The 17,865-nt window shown below is 36.3% G+C and carries 13 protein-coding genes and 1 pseudogene; 11 read left to right on the top strand and 3 right to left on the bottom strand.

What is annotated here, in order from left to right:
• Window positions 1-190 precede the first annotated feature (190 nt).
• The 7 genes and pseudogenes from ilvD (at window position 191) to BJL90_RS04910 (ending at window position 9,101) form a co-directional block, all read left to right on the top strand.
• Window positions 191-1,906 carry a dihydroxy-acid dehydratase gene (ilvD, locus tag BJL90_RS04940; protein ID WP_070972974.1) on the top strand — a complete coding sequence of 572 codons (1,716 nt, stop codon included), beginning with the start codon at window positions 191-193 and terminating at the stop codon, window positions 1,904-1,906.
• A 42-nt stretch (window positions 1,907-1,948) separates the two neighbouring features.
• Window positions 1,949-3,310 carry a GntP family permease gene (locus tag BJL90_RS04935; RefSeq protein WP_418219419.1) on the top strand — a complete coding sequence of 454 codons (1,362 nt, stop codon included), beginning with the start codon at window positions 1,949-1,951 and terminating at the stop codon, window positions 3,308-3,310.
• Window positions 3,311-4,059: 749 nt separating this feature from the next.
• Window positions 4,060-4,296: pseudogene (locus BJL90_RS04930) on the top strand (MerR family transcriptional regulator); the annotation flags it as partial.
• Window positions 4,297-4,323: 27 nt separating this feature from the next.
• On the top strand, window positions 4,324-5,496 hold the full coding sequence (locus tag BJL90_RS04925; RefSeq protein WP_472235180.1) for an RNA-guided endonuclease InsQ/TnpB family protein: 1,173 nt from the start codon (window positions 4,324-4,326) through the stop codon (window positions 5,494-5,496).
• Window positions 5,497-6,270: 774 nt separating this feature from the next.
• Complete coding sequence (locus BJL90_RS04920; protein ID WP_070964823.1) at window positions 6,271-7,659, top strand: MATE family efflux transporter; 1,389 nt, start codon at window positions 6,271-6,273, stop codon at window positions 7,657-7,659.
• Between the two features lie 178 nt (window positions 7,660-7,837).
• Window positions 7,838-8,626, top strand: coding sequence for an AraC family transcriptional regulator (locus BJL90_RS04915; RefSeq protein WP_070964821.1), 789 nt, complete (start codon window positions 7,838-7,840; stop codon window positions 8,624-8,626).
• A 67-nt stretch (window positions 8,627-8,693) separates the two neighbouring features.
• On the top strand, window positions 8,694-9,101 hold the full coding sequence (locus tag BJL90_RS04910; protein WP_070964818.1) for a DUF2000 domain-containing protein: 408 nt from the start codon (window positions 8,694-8,696) through the stop codon (window positions 9,099-9,101).
• 273 nt (window positions 9,102-9,374) lie between these two features.
• Here the strand turns inward: BJL90_RS04910 and BJL90_RS04905 are convergent, their stop codons facing one another.
• Window positions 9,375-9,725, bottom strand: coding sequence for a molybdopterin-binding protein (locus BJL90_RS04905; protein ID WP_070964817.1), 351 nt, complete (start codon window positions 9,723-9,725; stop codon window positions 9,375-9,377).
• Window positions 9,726-9,905: 180 nt separating this feature from the next.
• On the opposite strand from BJL90_RS04905, the gene BJL90_RS04900 reads away from it, so the two are divergent.
• The 4 genes from BJL90_RS04900 (at window position 9,906) to pdxA (ending at window position 15,176) form a co-directional block, all read left to right on the top strand.
• Window positions 9,906-10,853, top strand: a complete 948-nt coding sequence (locus BJL90_RS04900; RefSeq protein WP_236905022.1) for a vanadium-dependent haloperoxidase — start codon at window positions 9,906-9,908, stop codon at window positions 10,851-10,853.
• Between the two features lie 441 nt (window positions 10,854-11,294).
• Window positions 11,295-12,641 carry a sodium-dependent transporter gene (locus BJL90_RS04895; protein WP_472235177.1) on the top strand — a complete coding sequence of 449 codons (1,347 nt, stop codon included), beginning with the start codon at window positions 11,295-11,297 and terminating at the stop codon, window positions 12,639-12,641.
• Window positions 12,642-12,887: 246 nt separating this feature from the next.
• Window positions 12,888-14,174, top strand: coding sequence for a four-carbon acid sugar kinase family protein (locus BJL90_RS04890; RefSeq protein WP_070964815.1), 1,287 nt, complete (start codon window positions 12,888-12,890; stop codon window positions 14,172-14,174).
• A 6-nt stretch (window positions 14,175-14,180) separates the two neighbouring features.
• Window positions 14,181-15,176 carry a 4-hydroxythreonine-4-phosphate dehydrogenase PdxA gene (pdxA, locus tag BJL90_RS04885; RefSeq protein WP_070964812.1) on the top strand — a complete coding sequence of 332 codons (996 nt, stop codon included), beginning with the start codon at window positions 14,181-14,183 and terminating at the stop codon, window positions 15,174-15,176.
• Window positions 15,177-15,269: 93 nt separating this feature from the next.
• Here the strand turns inward: pdxA and larA are convergent, their stop codons facing one another.
• Together larA and BJL90_RS04875 are read right to left on the bottom strand one after the other, a co-directional pair.
• Complete coding sequence (larA, locus tag BJL90_RS04880) at window positions 15,270-16,544, bottom strand: nickel-dependent lactate racemase (RefSeq protein ID WP_070964809.1); 1,275 nt, start codon at window positions 16,542-16,544, stop codon at window positions 15,270-15,272.
• A 47-nt stretch (window positions 16,545-16,591) separates the two neighbouring features.
• Window positions 16,592-17,539 (bottom strand): 2-keto-3-deoxygluconate permease, encoded by a 948-nt coding sequence (locus tag BJL90_RS04875; RefSeq protein WP_070964806.1) that lies wholly within the window; start codon window positions 17,537-17,539, stop codon window positions 16,592-16,594.
• Window positions 17,540-17,865 lie beyond the last annotated feature (326 nt).

Below are 17,865 nucleotides of genomic sequence, written 5' to 3'. Positions count from 1 at the left end.
GTATGCGAGGATAAGAGGAAAAAAGAGGAATGAACCATAATGCAATAATGGGTAATGCTCTATAAATAGGAAAAAACTGACCTGTTATTGACTTGAAGTAAGAAAGGTGGTATGATAACAACATAAAATACGTCTGATGTATTTTGAAAACGATGATATAAAAATGTATGCTGAGAAAAGGAGAGTAGCTATGCATAGTCAAAAAGTACGGAAAATTGCACCAGAGATGGATCCACTGAAAATAGGAATGGGCTGGACAGTAGAAGATTTGGCTAAACCTCAAATTATTATAGAAAGCACATTTGGAGACAGCCACCCTGGAAGTGCTCATTTGCTGAAGTTTGTAGATACTGCAGCCAAGGCTGTTTATGAAGCTGGGGGCAAAGCCGCTCGTTATTTTACTACAGATATTTGTGATGGAATAGCGCAGGGACATGACGGTATTAATTACTCCCTTGTATCTAGGGACACAATTGCAAACATGATTGAGATTCACGCAGGAGCAACGCCGTTTGATGCCGGAGTATTTGTAGCAAGCTGTGATAAAGGCGTTCCAGCACATCTTATGGCTATTGGCAGAATTAATATTCCTACTGTTATGATTACCGGCGGCGTCATGGAAGCTGGCCCTAACCTTTTGACATTGGAGCAGATCGGGGCATACAGTGCCATGCAGCAGAGGGGTGAAATTACAGAGGGAGAGCTAACCTACTATAAGCATCACGCCTGTCCGTCCTGCGGAGCCTGTTCATTTATGGGAACAGCTGCCACAATGCAGATTATGGCAGAGGCTCTGGGGCTGATGCTGCCAGGAAGTTCACTGATGCCGGCAACCTGTGAGGATTTAAACCTAATAGCAGAAAGGGCGGGGGCTCAAGCCGTTAAATTAGCTGAAATGGGTTTAAAACCAAGGGACATGGTGACAATGAAATCCTTTGAAAATGCCATCATGGTACATGCAGCTATTTCTGGCTCAACAAATTCATTACTCCATATACCAGCCATTGCCCATGAATTCGGTTTAGCGTTGGATGCAGAGATGTTTGATAAACTTCATCAAAATGCACACTATCTGCTAGATATTCGCCCGGCAGGTAAATGGCCAGCGGAGTATTTTTATTATGCAGGGGGCGTTCCAGCTATTATGGAGGAAATTAAGAGTATGCTTCATTTAGATGTGATGACCGTAACAGGAAAAACCCTTGGTGAAAATCTGGAAGATTTAAAGAAAAACGGATTTTATGAAAAGTGCAACTCTTACCTTGAAAAAGTAGGCTTAAAGCGGGAAGATGTGATTCGCCCCTTTGATGAACCGATCGGAAAAAACGGAACAGTGGCTATTCTAAAAGGCAATCTTGCTCCAGATGGTGCTGTTGTTAAACATAGTGCAGTCCCAAAAGAGATGCATAAGGCTGTTTTAAAGGCAAAACCTTTTGACTCGGAAGAAGAGGCTCTTGAGGCAGTTATTAAAAAAGTCATTCGTCCGGGGGATGCGGTGATTATTAGGTATGAAGGACCAAAGGGTAGTGGTATGCCAGAGATGTTTTATACAACAGAGGCAATTTCAACAGATGAAGAGTTAGGAAAACAGATTGCGCTTCTGACAGACGGGAGATTTTCAGGTGCTTCTAGGGGGCCAGCTATTGGTCATATTTCTCCAGAGGCGGCAGAGGGAGGACCGATTGCATTGGTCGAGGAAGACGATCTAATTGAGATTAATATTAAAAAAAGAATTTTACGGATTATTGGAATCAAAGGTTTGGAAAAAACGCCTGAGGAAGTAGAACAAGTGTTATTAGCCCGTAAAAAACAGTGGCAGCCTAAACCAGAAAAATACACTTCTGGTGTATTGAATATCTTTGCAAAACATGCGGTATCACCAATGAAGGGTGGTTATATGAAGTAGAGCATAGATGAGATAGCTAAATAATCATGAAAGGAAGAGGGAATGAATATGGTACAGGAGTTTGTAGCATCGCCGGAGAGATTAATTATGGCAGCATTATTGGGCATGGCTGTATTATTGATACTTATTATTGCTTTCAAAATGCAGGCAGTGATTGCGATTGTTATTAGTGCTGTGGTAATTGGAGTAAGTGTAGGAATGCCGTATCCTATGATTACGGCAACGATTGAAAAAGGTATTGGGAGCACACTACAGGGAATTGCTTTGTTGGTAGGACTTGGGTCAATGTTTGGGGCAATTTTAGAGATATCCGGGGGTGCCCAGCGTATTGCCCTAACAATGGTTAATAAGTTTGGAGAAAATAAAGCAGCATGGGCGTTAGGTATTACAGGACTTGTTATTTCTATGCCGGTATTCTTTGATGCAGGAATTATTATTTTGATTCCTCTTGCATTTAGCCTTGCAAAACGCACGAAAAAATCAACGCTTTACTATGGTATTCCGCTGCTTGCAGGTCTTGCTGTAGGCCATGCTTTTATTCCACCTACGCCAGGGCCTGTGCTGGTGGCGACAATGTTGAATGTAGATTTAGGAATAGTTATTGCTGTTGGATTAATAACTGGGACCTGTGCGATGATTGTAGCGGGGCCTATGTTTGGTAAGTATATAGGAAACAAAATACATGTGCCTGTGCCTAAAAGTGTTGAAGAGACACCGGATTATGATGAATCCAAGCTTCCTAAGTTTGGGACAGTCGTAGGGATTATATTTATTCCGCTTGTGCTTATTTTATTAAATACCGTTTCAGGAGTAGTGCCAGCTCTTTCTGGTGTAGCACCATTCTTTAAGTTTGTAGGAACACCATTTATTTCATTAACTATATCTACGCTTGTGGCTATGCTGATTCTTGGCATCAAGCACGGTTATACAAAAGAAGAGTTAGAAAAGATTATGACAAAATCCCTTGCACCTACAGGTATGATTTTACTTGTTACGGCAGGAGGGGGCGTACTAAGATGGATGCTGCAGGATTCAGGTCTTGGAGAAATGATTGGTAACATGGTAACTGTAAGCAGCTTGCCTCTTGTTGTTGTGGCTTTCATTGTAGCAGCGCTGGTTAGAATATCTGTAGGTTCTGCAACGGTTGCGATGACCATGGCAGCGGGAGTTATGGCTTCTATGCCGGAGATTGCAAACCTTTCCCAGATTCATTTGGCAGCAATGGTTGCAGCGATAGCCGGTGGAGCAACGATTATGAGCCATTTTAATGATTCAGGTTTTTGGCTGGTCAAGTCTTTATTTGATATTGATGAAAAAACCACGCTTAAATCTTGGACTGTTATGGAAACATTGGTTGGAGGCGTAGGATTCGTGATAGCCCTTACTATTTCTCTGTTTGCATAATAGAAAAGACCTATAGATTAATTTTTTAAATCATAAGTGAATATAAAAATAAAAAGGGCCTGTAAAAGTGTCTTCTATATCCATTGGGAGGGTTTGGATTTTAATGGAGGAAGAGACTTTTACAGGCCCCTTCCAACGTTATATTATAATGGTGCAAAGAATTTGGGCAACAAAACTGTTACGATAAATTTAAACAAAACTATACAAATCTATATAGAAGTATAGATTTTCAACAGGATACCCTCCGTATCGTGTGAGCGGTGCGGACTCGGTGTTAATTGCTTTTAACTCCTAAAGCCTTACGACCAAAGCGGAACTGGAAACGGTAGACGTAAAGGTGCGAAAGCAGAAAAAACAGTAAGGATGGCATAAGCTGAAATAAAATCCAATTAGAACCTATGAATGGATAATCGTGACACATAGGAAACGTTGGGCGCTAAGTGCTTAGATAATGGATGTTTAGCAGGGAAAGCCCTAAGTCAGTAGATAAGGAAAACCTTCAACGACTATCTCCTTGAGGGAGAGTAAAGCCACAAGCTAATGGTGGAAGAAAAATGCCGCATCTCAAAGATATTGAGATGAAGATATAGTCTGCGCTCATGTGAAAGCATGAGAGGTCTACTCGCAAGAGAAAGACTGCTATAAGGTTGCGACTTATAGTGAACAAGAAAAATATATACAAAACTAAAGAATGCTGACATATCTCTTAATTAGTGATATTATATCATTAATTAAGAGAGGTGATACACATGGAATTAATGTCTATTGGTAAATTTGCTAAGCGTATTGGTGTAAATGTTGTTACGTTAAGAAGAATGGAGGCAAAGGGTGAATTTACACCAGCCCATGTATCCTCTGGTGGGACAAGATACTATTCTACTGAACAATTAAAACAATTCAGTAAAACATCAAACGTACAAAAGTTGGTTATTGGTTACTGTCGTGTTAGTACACCAAGTCAAAAAGATGATTTAGAAAATAAGGTTTGATTGACGAGGTGAGAAATAATGATCATGGCGACAAAGATAAAACTAAACCCAACTAAAGAACAAGAAGTTTTGTTTTGGAAGTCTGCTGGGGTTGCAAGATGGGCTTATAATTACTTTCTATCAGAAAGTCAAAATCATTATAACGAATATCTTAAAGGTAATAGAGATACAAAAACTATCAAAGAGAGGGAAGTCAGAAAGCATATTAACAATGTCCTAAAAAAGACCACACATACATGGCTAAGTGAAGTTGGGAGCAATGTAATGAAACGGGCTGTAAAAGACGCTGATATGGCTCGAAAAAGATGGTTTGAAGGTATTTCAGAAAAACCAAGTTTCAAAAACAGACGAAGAAGCAAAATCAGTTTTTATGTAAATTATGAAAGTTTGAAGAAAACAAAAGAAGGATTTAGAGGTGAAAAACTTGGCATAGTAAAAACATATCAACCATTACCAAAATTGCAAGATGGTCAAATATATTTAAACCCCCAGATTAGTTTTGATGGGAGAAACTGGTTTTTATCTATTGGATATAAGCAGGAATTTGAACCACTTGAATCAACTGGTAAAAGTCTTGGTATTGATGTTGGATTGAAAGAATTAGCGGTTTGCTCTGATAGTCAGTTTAAGAAAAACATTAACAAAACAAAAAATATTAAACGCCTAGAGAAAAAGCTAAAAAGAGAACAGCGTAAATTAAGCCGTAAACTTGAAGACAACACAAAAAATTATGACAAGAATAGAAAACCAATCTATAAAGAGCCTTTAAAAAACATGAAAAACATTCAAAAACAAAATCAAACAATTCGTAATTTATATAAAAAACTTAATAATATTAGAACAAATCATTTACACCAAACTTCAAGTGAGATTGTGAAAACCAAGCCATCTCGAATTGTAATGGAAGATTTGAATGTAAAAGGAATGATGAAAAATCGACACTTAGCTAAGGCTATTGCGAAACAAAAACTACATGAATTTAAAAGACAAATCAAGTACAAATGTGAAAAATATGGAATCGAATTTGTAGAAGCTGATAAGTGGTTTGCATCATCTAAAACTTGTTCTTGTTGCGGAGAAATCAAATCTGATTTAAAACTAAAAGATAGACTATTCCTTTGTGAATGTGGTTTTAAAATAGATAGAGATTTAAACGCAAGCATTAACTTAGCAAATTATCAAATTCAAAGAGCTTAAACCTAACTAAGCTTTGAATGTGTACGCAACGATACTGCGGAATTTAAGCCTGTGGAAAAGCAGATAAGTAGATGACCCAAATCTTTGATTTGGTGTCAGTCACTTAGTTGGTTCATCTAGAACCAAAAGCTTTGCTTTTGAGTGAATCGCTTTGTTGGTTCACCCAGAGTTATATCAAATAGGAGTAGCTTATGCAAAACTAGACTCGCAGAAGCAGGAAGGTATGAAGCGAAAATTGAAAGATATAAGCCATACCATAGTATAAATGTCTACATTTTCATAGAAATGTATATATTTTTCGTATCGGAGGGAGTATGTTTTTTAAAACAGAAAGTGGGAATATATCAAAATAGGAAACAGTTTGTTATTAAACCCCAGTTTTGTTGGGCCTAATATCTTCCTATATTGCATAAAAATATATATTTGCTAAATAGAGAGAAGCAACCCTAGAGAAAATAGCAGATATACCTTTAGAGCTAAATTCTTATTCTGGAGAAGTATCTAGCTCTAAAGAGGATATAATAATTAAAAAGATAGCAGTGCTAGGTACAGATAAAAAATAACTTGACTAGACTAGGCAGATTCGAGGTTTTTGAGTTAAATAGTAAAATATAGAAGGCTTAGTAAAATGAAGGGCACATAATATTTCATGAGAATACATAGAAAAAACAAGGATAAAGAAGAATGGCTTCTCGTTGAAAAAGGTATACAAGGTATTCGTAAGGCTTCTTGAATTTAGACAAGAAAATTATAGCATCTCTAGGGGTGAATAAAGTGGAGGATAAAAGAAAAACCTTAGATTTATTAGAGGGTAAGATTGGGAAAACTTTCATTTTGCTTGCCATACCGATCTTAATGGCTATGTTAATGCAGACCTTTTTTAATATTGTCGATACTTATTTTGTGTCAAGATTAGGAACAGATGCTATTGCGGCAATGGGATTGACTTTTCCTATTTTTATGTTAAGCATATCTTTAGGGTCAGGTGTGTCCATAGGGATTAGCTCTTTAATAGCTAGAAATATAGGGGCGGGGGAGAGAGAAAAAAGTTTCTTAGCAGCAGCTAATGGATTGCTACTAGCAGTAGCCATGGGATTGTTCTTCTTTGTTTTCGGTATAACGATTGTAAATCCCATGTTAAGATTTATTGGAGCAGAAGGGGAAGTTTTTAGGATGGCAAAAATCTACATAATGATTATAGCTATGACTATGCCTATTAAGTTTCTGTTAGCTGCCATTGATGGTATTTTTCGAGGGGAAGGAAAAACACAGCTCTCCATGGTTGCTTTAATAAGCAGTTCAGTTGTAAACATTATATTAGATCCTTTACTTATTTTTGGTATAGGCCCTTTTCCCAGGCTAGAAGTAGCTGGTGCTGCTATAGCAACAGCAATTGCTTGGACAGTGGGAGTAAGTATAGGTATTCTATTTATTTTAAAGAATAAAAGCAGTATAATATTAAAATCTTATCATTTCCGATGGAAATGGGAGTATATAAGAAATGTCTTAGCAGTAGGGCTACCCTCTTCTGTAGCACAGGGAGCTATAGCCTTTACAATGGTATTTATTAATAAATTCGCCATGGATTTTTCTCAGGAGGCGGTTGCAGCCTATGCTTTAGGTTTTCGAATAGATAGTATTACTATTTTACCGGGGGTAGCCTTTGGAGGAGCTACCATTGCTATGCTAGGACAAAATTTTGGTGCAAAAAACTACTATAGGGTAGAGGGTATCTTTAGAAAAGCAACGGTTTATGCGGTGGTGGTGATGGGAGGACTGGCAGTTTTAGTCTGGATTTTCCCAAAGCCCTTATTAATGATTTTTCTAGAGGACTCTGGAGATGGAATTAGCGAAGTATTAAGGCAAGGTACAAGCTATCTACGCATCATGGCTCTAAGCTATATTTTTATAGGGATGGGAATGGTAAGTAATGCCTCCTTCCAAGCAATTGGAAGAGGAATACCTACGTTTATAACAACAGCCATTCGTTTTTTTATTTTAGCTATTCCATTAAGTTATACACTAGCCTACTTATTTAAGCTTGAAACCATTGGAATATGGCTGGGATTATCTATTTCAAACATATTTTTTGGGTTTGTGTCTAGATACTGGTTTTTATACTTTTTTTCTAAAAGATATGGTTGTAAAAAACAATTACCATAGAAAAGACTAAACTTTAATCATAGGCGTTAACTTAACCCTATTATTTCTAAGATTCCCTCGCCAACTGCCATTTTCTTAATTCTAAGATTCTTCAACTCCGCTAATCTGATATGATTTATAATTCAAAGGGCTAAATCAGTGATATAATAAATTATATACTTTATGTGGGATGGTGTTTATGAAAGGTATACATTATTATCGAGCAAAGGCATGTAATATGGTTGAGATTAAAACCTGTGCTAATGATGTACATGCATATAAAGATCATATTCATCAAGAATTATCAATAGGCTATATAGAAAAAGGAGCAACAGTATTACATGTAAACGGAAAAAATTATGACATTAGGGCTGGTGATGCAGTGATTATATATCCCTATGTAAGCCATAAGTGCCAGCCTTTAAATATTAATGAATGGCAATTTACGATGATCTATGTAGAGAATGAGTTTTGTAAAGAGATATTTGATGATCTAGATAGAAAGCATTCCATTGGTATAAAAAAGCTAGGTAAGCACGAATTTGATCAGATTAAACATTTTGCTGATGTTCTAAAAAGTGATGTCAGCAGGTTTGATAAGGAAATTGAACTGATAAACACACTTCTTCAGCTATTCACCACATGTGATGTGGCTATTAAACTTAAAAGTAATGGAAAAATCAATATAATCAAAAATTACATAGAGGAACATTTTCTTCAATCATTAAACTTGAAGGATATAGAGGATCGTTTTAGCATTAATAAATTTGCATTAATCAAAGGTTTTAAGGATAAGTTTAATACTACTCCTAATGCCTACCAGTTACAGCTTAAAATTGATTATGGAAAATATCTCTTAAAAAGTAGCAGCAATATAGTGGATATTGCTCTAAGATCGGGTTTTTATGATCAAGCTCATTTTACAAAGGAATTTAAAAAAGCCTATGGGATAACCCCCCTTCAATATCATAAATCGTTAAAATTATAAGACAATATTATACAATAAAGAAATAGAAAATACCTCTATAATCATTTTATAAAGGAGGTATTTATATATGAAATGTGTGATGATTATTGATGGAAGTTTACCAGTGGGTATAATCGCAAATACCACTGCAGCATTAGGAATTAGTCTAGCTAGTGAAGCAAGGGAGTTAATCGGTAAGAAAGTGGTAGATAGGGATGGTAGGATTCATGAAGGTATTACAAACATACCTATTCCTATACTAACTTTATCTAGAGAAGAAATTAAGAAAGAATATGATATTTTGCTAGAAAATAATGATCCGGACATTAGGGTCATTGGTTTCAGTGAGGTGGCACAGAAATCTTTAAATTATGATGATTACGAAATAAAGCTATCTTCAACAAACAAAAATCTAATTAACTATCTAGGCTTATGTCTCTATGGGCCAAAGAAAAAGATTAATAAATTAACAGGCAACCTAAAAATGCTAAGGTGATAGGGTAGCCGAGTTTATTTGGAGGATGTAGTGCTTGATCTCCCACCTGTATAAGTAGATAACCCAAAACTTTGATTTGGTGTCAGCCACTTAGTTTGTTGACCTAGAAGTGGGGTTTTAGCAATACATCAAAGGATAAATTTTATTAAGTACTTAGAAGAAGGTTTAGGATGCGATTGGAAATCAGTACCTGATAAGACTTTATGAATATTTAATAGGCCAATGCGACAGCAAAAACCGTTCCTTTGCATTGCTGTCGTATTGATCATAAATTTATTCAACCTTGAGGTTCAAGGTTGTCTCAGCATTATAGCCGTAGCCCTTTCGATTCCATTCTGCTACAGGGGGTTGAATTCTTCCTGTGGTGTCCTTTGCCCTAACTTTTATTAAATATTCCCCAGGGTTGACAGCATTCCATGTATATGTCCAAAAAACCCAAGAGTAAGGTTCTTTTATATTATGCTGTAGCGTAGTTTGTCCCCAACTGTTTCCACCATTTAGGCTTATTTCAACTTCGTATATAGTTCCTTGACCTGTCCAGGCAATTCCAAAAATTTCATGCACCCCAGTATCTAAAATGGAATAGTCCAATGGTTGTTGTATTGGGGAGGTTTTGATTGCCATGCACTTATAGGATATGCTGCAGGGTTAGCGGTTAAACATTCTATATAACTAAGTGAGTGTATAAATAATTTTACATGTAAAGATACAGTTTAACCTCGCAAAAATATTTATTAGGTAACGCAAATCGTTTCTCCTTCATATACTATAATAATCAGGTTATATAGTAATGGGGGAGTCATTGTGAAGAAAGCAATATATGTATATTCAAGTGAAGTGGTAGAATATATAAGATTTCATAATAAAAACATACAAGATGCAAAGATAAATAAATACAACAATCAAAAAGAGCAAAAGAAGTTTCAAAAAAAGTGGTCCCAATTACCTTATGCTGGAGAAGTAGAACTCCCTAAGGGAATTGACCCAACTGCTGGTTCAGGGCCGTTATACTTCATGAAAAGAAGTAGAGGTGGAGAATTTGTTTCGCTAGACGGAAAGAACATTAGATTTACTATACAACATCCAGGTAACATAGATTTTTGTAAAGAGTTATCCATTGTTAAGGATGTACTAAATAACATTACCTTGCAGCAAAGAAAGATTGCAGAATATTGGGGGGAGGGTCCAGCCACAAAACAATGGACACCTATTATAGATCGGCTGCTGGACACCTATGAGTTTACTCCAGTACAATCGGCTCGTGTACTTGCAGCAGTTCAGGCAGGAATTAGCGATGCATTTGTAATCACTTGGTATTATAAGTACCTTTGGGATGTTCCCCGCCCAAATCAGTTGGACAAAAAACTTCTTACAGCGATTTGTACGCCAAAATTTCCTGCTTATCCATCAGGACATTCTGTTATATCAGGAACAGCTGAGGTTATTCTAAGCTACTTTTTTCCTCCAGAAGCTGAAAGATTAAAAAAATTAGCAGAAGAGAATTCTATTTCACGTCTATATGGAGGTGTACATTTTTCAGTGGATTTAAGCGAGGGGCTGCGACTTGGACGGCAGATCGGAAGGTTTATTGTAGATATTTTAAGAAATCAGCTGGATAGCAACAGAAATCCTATAGATATACCGGTAAAACAGGATTTATATGCTAATTTAAATCCACCGCCATATGATCAGGTTATTCCCTATCCTGCTAGAGTTAGAGCGTGTGATTTACCACTTTTGCCAGAGGAATAAGAAACCACCCGCAAAACCAGTTTGATTCTCTGAAGAAAGCGTTTAGGGCATTCGTTTCAATGGGTTTCGGAGCAACTGCTATTGCATAATATGGCAGATAAATTCAGTTATAAAATTTGATTGTATTTCTTTTGCGGTCATGATATAATTTACTCATTATTTGCTGGAGGAGTTTTACTATGGTCACTATGTTGAATGTAATGTATACAAATAAATATTATTATTACTATTATAGATAAAGTTTGCTGAAATGAAAAAATTCATAGATGCAAACTTGTAAATTGTTTTTAAAATACGGTTTGTATCTATGATGGTATATTGGTAGTGCAAAAAACCACGTAGATTCTTCTATGTGGTTTTTTATTATGAGAAGGTTAAACCACATGATATAAAGTCTGTGTGGTTTTTTTGTTTTATAAATAGAATAAGGAGGCTAGTAAAATGAAAGTTACTGAAACCGAGGGAATCAATCAAATTCAAGAAAGAGAGGGGTTTAATAGTAAACTTGGATTTATACTGTCCTGCGTAGGTTCAGCAGTAGGATTAGGAAATGTATGGATGTTCTCCTGGAGATTGGGCAGGTATGGAGGGGCTGCTTTTCTTATACCTTATCTACTATTTGTTTTTATACTAGGAACAACAGGACTTATGGGTGAGTTTGCATTAGGTAGAGCTAAAGGCAAAGGTTCTATGGCAGGGATTAAGGAAATACTAGATGATAAAAAAATTGCTGGAGCATCTATTTTATCTATAATACCTACCTTGGGTGTATGCGGTATTTTTTTATTTTATAATGTAGTAGTAGGATGGGTTCTAAAATATTTTTCAATGAGTGTTGTTAATAATTTTAGAAATATAGATGTAGAAACCTATTTAGATAGCTTTTTAGGAAGTAACCAGACCATTGTTTGGCTTGCATTAGCTATAACGATAACAACCATCATATTAACCTTTGGCGTAAGTAAAGGTATAGAAAAGGCTAACAATGTCATGATGCCCACTCTTTTTCTAGTGTTTATCGTTTTGTTAATAAGGGCACTGACATTGCCGGGTGCATCTGAAGGAATTAAATATTTGTTAATACCTAAGTGGTCTTATCTACTAGATCCAGTAACTTGGGTAATGGCATTGGGACAAGCATTTTTCACTGTATCTTTAAATGGGGCAGGCATGGTAGTGTATGGGAGCTATGCAGATAAAAGTTTAGATATACCATCATCAGCATTTAATACAGTGTTTTATGATGCCTTAGCAGCAATATTAGCAGCTTTTATTATCATACCAGCAGCTTTTGCTTTTGGTTTGGATCCAGCTGCAGGACCAACGCTTTTATTTATAACAGTACCTACCATATTTAAATCTATGGCAGGAGGACATTTATTTGGTGCTATATTCTTTGGAAGCATTGTATTTGCAGCTATATCTTCTACGATAAACATGATGGAGGCAACTTCGGAAGCCTTTATGGAAAAAGTTAAATGGAGCAGAGAGAAGAGCGTGATTTTCATAGGAATAATATCTTTTTTCATAGCTATTCCTCTAAGCTTAAACATGAATCTATTTGGAAATTTTTCTGATATTGTTACGATTTATATAGCTCCATTAGGAACACTTATTGCAGCGGTAACTTTCTTCTGGGTATATGGTATTGAGAAGGTCAGAAATGAAATAAATTGTGGAGCAGAAAAACCTTTAGGTAAGTGGTTTGAACCTTTAGCGAAATATGTATTTGTGCTGGTTTCAGTTATCGTGATTATTTTAGGGATTGTGTATGGAGGTATTGGTTAGTTAGATTTAAATTTTTTGTTTAGTTAAATGACAGTTATCTAGGTTTTCATAAGAAAGCAGGAAATTGGTCTGTGCCTGCTTTCTTTATTTATGGGTGTATTTAGAATATAGTTTTCGCAAAGTATGCTACTAAGTCTGATCCAATTGGTCTTTGCATAGGGAGGAGAAAATAGGATAACAATAGAATAGATAATATGTATACGAATATGGTAAAATTATTAAGATGAAGAATTAGGAGCTGATAGAATGAATAAAAAACTCGCCATTATTGCTGATGATTTTACAGGATCTAATGACACAGGGGTCCAGTTCACAAAAAAGGGTTTAAAGACCGGTGTTCTGACCAATATAGATAACATTAAAGAGGCTCTTGAGGACTTAGATGTAGTAGTGGTAGATACGGAAAGTAGATTTGATGCAAAAGAAATAGCTTATGAAAAAGTAAACAAGGTGGCTAAGGTACTACAGGCTAACCAGATTGATTATATTTATAAAAAGTTAGATTCTACCCTTAGAGGAAACATTGGGGCAGAGATTGAAGCAGTGATGCAAGCTACTGAGACAAATCTAGCTATCGTGGTTCCTAGCTTACCCAAAAACGGCAGAACTGTTGTGGGGGGGATCCAGTTAGTTCAACATGTTCCCCTAGAAAAAACAGAATTTGCTAAAGATCCTATGAATCCAGTACATTATTCCTATATTCCAGATATTATTGCTTTACAGACGGATAGGAAAATAGGAATTATTCATCTTCAAAATGTATTAAAAGGCCCTGAGGCCATTATGGAAAAGATTAAAAAATTTGCTGAAAGAGGCATTGAAATTATTGTTATAGATGCTATCAGTAGTGAAGATTTAATAAACATTTCTACTGCAACCGCAGGAATAGAGAAGAAGCTTATTTTTGCTGGTTCTGCTGGGCTAGCCGAATTTCTTCCTGATGCTTTAGGCATAGTAAGGAAAGATACTTTAAAGATGAAAAAGGGGAATGTTGTGGTTGTTGCAGGAAGTGTCAGCGACATTACTAGAGCACAGGTGAATTTTGCTGCCAAAGACCCTTCTGTAGAGGTGATTGATATTAATATAAAAAATGCCTTTGATCATCCTAAAGAGGAAAAAATAAGAATAATGAAAATGATAGATAATTACATAAAAGAAGAGAAGGATGTTATTATTAGATCAGCTAAAACCAGGAAAGATGTTGAATATGCTCGGCAAGTAGGCAGAGAAAAAGGGTGGACGAATAATGATATAAGTAGAGAGATTGCTGAGTTTTTAGGAGAAGTCACAAAGGACCTTTGTAAAAAATTAAAAATAAAAGGATTATTATTAACAGGTGGAGACATTGCTATTAAAGCAGCAAGACTTATGGAGGTTTCTGGGACATTAATTGAAGATGAATTACTACCTGCTATCCCCGTAGGAAAATTTATTAGTAAGGAATATGGGCATATAGCTATTGTAACAAAAGCAGGTGGATTTGGAGAAGAGGACGCAATTTCAAAAATTATCGCGTCTTTGAAGAAAGGGTGATATGTTATGACAAAACACAAAGCAGTTATTGGAATCACAATGGGAGATCCAGCAGGTATAGGTCCTGAGATTATCTTAAAAAGCTTTAAGCATAACAAAGTAGAAGATTGTAACTTAGTAGTCATTGGTAATATAGATGTCATGAACAAAGTGAAAGATATTATTCGTATTGAAGGTATTCAGTTAAATAAAGTGAATCAGGTGTCGGAAGCAAAGTTTCAAGAGGGGGTGCTCAACGTACTGCATCTTGATAATATTCAAATTCATGAGCTTCTTCCAGGGAAAGTACAAGCTATGGCAGGAAATGCTGCTTTTGAATATGTAGTTAAAGCAGTGGAACTGGCTTTAAACAAGGAAATAGATGCTATTGCAACAGCACCGCTAAATAAAGAGGCCATGAAGGCGGCAGGCCACAACTTTCCAGGGCATACAGAAATTCTAGCACACTATTCAAACACTAAAAATTACGCGATGTTGCTTTATGATGAGGCATTAAAAGTAATTCATGTTTCTACCCATATTTCTTTGAGGAAAGCTATTGATACCTTAAGCCAAGAGCGTATAGCTTCTGTTATTGATATTGCTCATGAAACCTTAAAAAAGCTGGGTTATGAAAATCCAAGAATTGCTGTGGCAGGAATTAATCCTCATGCCGGTGAAGGTGGATTATTTGGAGACGAAGAAGAACAGGAAATTATACCTGCTATCAATAGAAAACGTAGTGAGGGAATAAGTGTAGAAGGACCTATTTCACCAGATACTATCTTTTTAAGAGCAAAGCAAGGAGAATATGATATTGTAGTAGCTATGTATCATGATCAAGGACATATTCCTCTTAAGTTAATAGGGTTTCATAGTGGCGTCAATGTAACCGCAGGACTTCCTATAATAAGAACATCAGTAGATCATGGTACTGCCTTCGAAATTGCCTGGAAGGGAATCGCTAATGAAGAAAGCATGCTACAGTCTATTGAATTGGCCAAAATATTGTCAGGTAAGTAAGTTCTTATCCTAAAAAAAGTCACCTTCTGATGAAAAAACAGAAGGTGACTTTTTTTATTAGTTTAGAAGAAATGCAATAAATTGCTTGACAGTTTAAAGAACGATTACAGATACGCCATCAGGTATAACAGTAATCTTTGAATCTTTTTTGCCTAAAATTTCATCTGCCTTTGCAATTGCTTCTTCTACAGAATGTGCAGGAATCATATGTAAATCAGAAACCATTTCGTCTGGAGCATCTGATACATAGATAACTTTTGCATTTTTTAGAACTCGAGCAAAGATTTGAGACTGCCATTGATCAGGAATCGTCTTTTCACTTGGTGTGGCTAAGAAGGCATCCATCATCCTATGTACATCCTTTTCTTCCTTGAATGTCTTATGAAAGTGATCTCCACCATGACCGTCATTGGACTTTGCAACCATGATGATGACGCCACCTTTATTGACAGTGGCCTCTGCTGCTGTCATGCCCTTTACTGCCTGATAAATGTTTTGGTCTAGAGGATAACCTCCATTTGTTGTAATTACTATGTCTGAAGGAACACTGTCAACCTTGCAGTAATCATTTAAAAACTTACAGCCTTCTTTATGAGCCAAGTCACAATCCCCAGCTACTGCAAAAATGACTTCCTTCTCAGAGTTAATGACAACATTTACGATAAAATCTAATCTTGCAGCTCTTGCAGCATAAAGCATATCCCTTTGGATAGGGTTGCCATCAATGATACCAGTTCTTGCTTTTTCATTATCTATAAACTCTGCATTATGATTATACATAACGGTAGCTCTGCTGGCGACTCCAGGTAATACACTCTTTCTTCCACCAGAAAAACCAGCGAAAAAGTGAGGCTCAATAAATCCTTCTGAAACAAGGAGATCTGCTTCTACTGCTAGTTTGTTTATAATTAATAAACCACCAGAAGGAAGCACGCCTATGTTAACCAGCATACTCTCATCATCACAATCATGAACATATATTTTTTCATTCGCTATGATTTCAGGTCCAAACTTGGCCTCCAGTTCAGCTTTCGTTGTTTCTCTATGGCATCCTGTTGAGATTAATATTGTAATATCAGCATCAGGGTTACCCTTTCTGATCTCTGCCAGCATTAAAGGCATGATAACCTTACTTGGTACTGGTCTTGTGTGATCACTTGCGATAATAACCACCTTGTTTTTACCCTTTGCCATTTCCTTTAACCTTGGGGTACCTATCGGATTTTCAATGGCTTGTTGCACCTGTTCTATTTGGCTTAGCTGGGGTTTATACTCGTGCATCTCAGATACTAGAAGGGCATTGAGTCTTTCTTCTGGTATTTCAACATCAAGGTATTCTTTTCCATAGGGTAATTTAATCGTTGTCATAACTTATTCCTCCAATTCTCTAGTCTAGATATGCTTATTTATAGTTACTATTGTATAGCTGCTTTTGCTTCTTCTCTCTTATGTAAATAGTTTACTAAGATAGGACATAATATTGCGGTAACAATGATTGCAGCAGCAATTTGAACGGTTGCTGTAGGGGCAATAGCTGCTAAGGATTCGTCAACTGCTGCTAGCGCTGCTGGTGTTGCAACTGCGTTTCCAGCTGTTGTACCAATAGCTGCACCAATTTGAGGACGCTTAGCCTTAAGAAGCTTCATTGTGAAGTATCCTCCGATACCGGTTAATAATGTAGAAGCAACACCTAAAATAATACCAGGAATACCTGCCTGTATAATCTGTCCAAAGTTTAATGCTGCGCCTAATGGGAAAGCAAAAAACGGTATGATTAAAACAGTTCCAGGTGCTAAGAATTCTCTTAAGTCTTCATCTAGGTTACCTAAAATAAATCCTATTAATATCGGAATAATCGTAGCCACAAGTGCTATAATAGGCACAGTAGCTATTCCTGTTATACCAAATGCCAACATAGTAAAAAAGGGTCCATCATTTAAGGAAAGTATGGAGATCGCACCAACATCTGTTGAATCACCAAATTCTCCAGCTAAAGCTGCATAAAGTCCTCCATTTGAATTTGTTAATGCACCAATTACTGCAAGGGAAGAAATCCCCAAAACGCCTGCTGTTCCAAATAAATTATTAACAAGAACACCTAATACAGCACCGATAAGAACCTTTGAAGCTGTTAAAGCTACACCTTTTACCAAGGGAGAACCTACTTGTTTAGCATTAATTTGTGCCCCATTACAAAATAAAAATACTGCTAAGATAGGCATTGCACCTGTCTTAAAGAGATTTGTTGTAAATCCACCTATTTCTAATGCCTGGGGAAAAATTGTATTAATTAGTGCACCTAGCAAAAGCGGAACCACCATTAAACCGCCCGGAACCTTTTTGACAAACTTTAAGATTTTCATTTTTTCTCTCCTCCTATTTTGTCGCTAAATATCAGTAATCATAGATTTTTTCTTCTGCTACTTTCTTAAAGCATATTCCCCCTTACTTATTTTTCTTGTTTTTCTTCTTTTTACTAACCATGTTTTTCTATTAATATCTTACCGTATTTTGGCCTAGAAGAAAAGCTTTTATGCTTTTAAATCAAATATATCTATTTTGCTTTAAAATATAACGAGAATCTCCAAAAATCGTTTTCTGTAGCGTTTTATAAAATAGGATAAGCTTTCCTAAGATACATACATAAAAAAATTTTGTTTCAAAAAACTTTTATCTTAATTGGAGGGTA

It is taken from the genome of Clostridium formicaceticum (assembly GCF_001854185.1).
Taxonomy (GTDB): Bacteria; Bacillota; Clostridia; order Peptostreptococcales; family Natronincolaceae; genus Andreesenella; species Andreesenella formicacetica.
The sequence above is the reverse complement of the archived record's forward strand: the minus strand, read 5'-3'. Positions and strand labels throughout refer to the sequence as shown.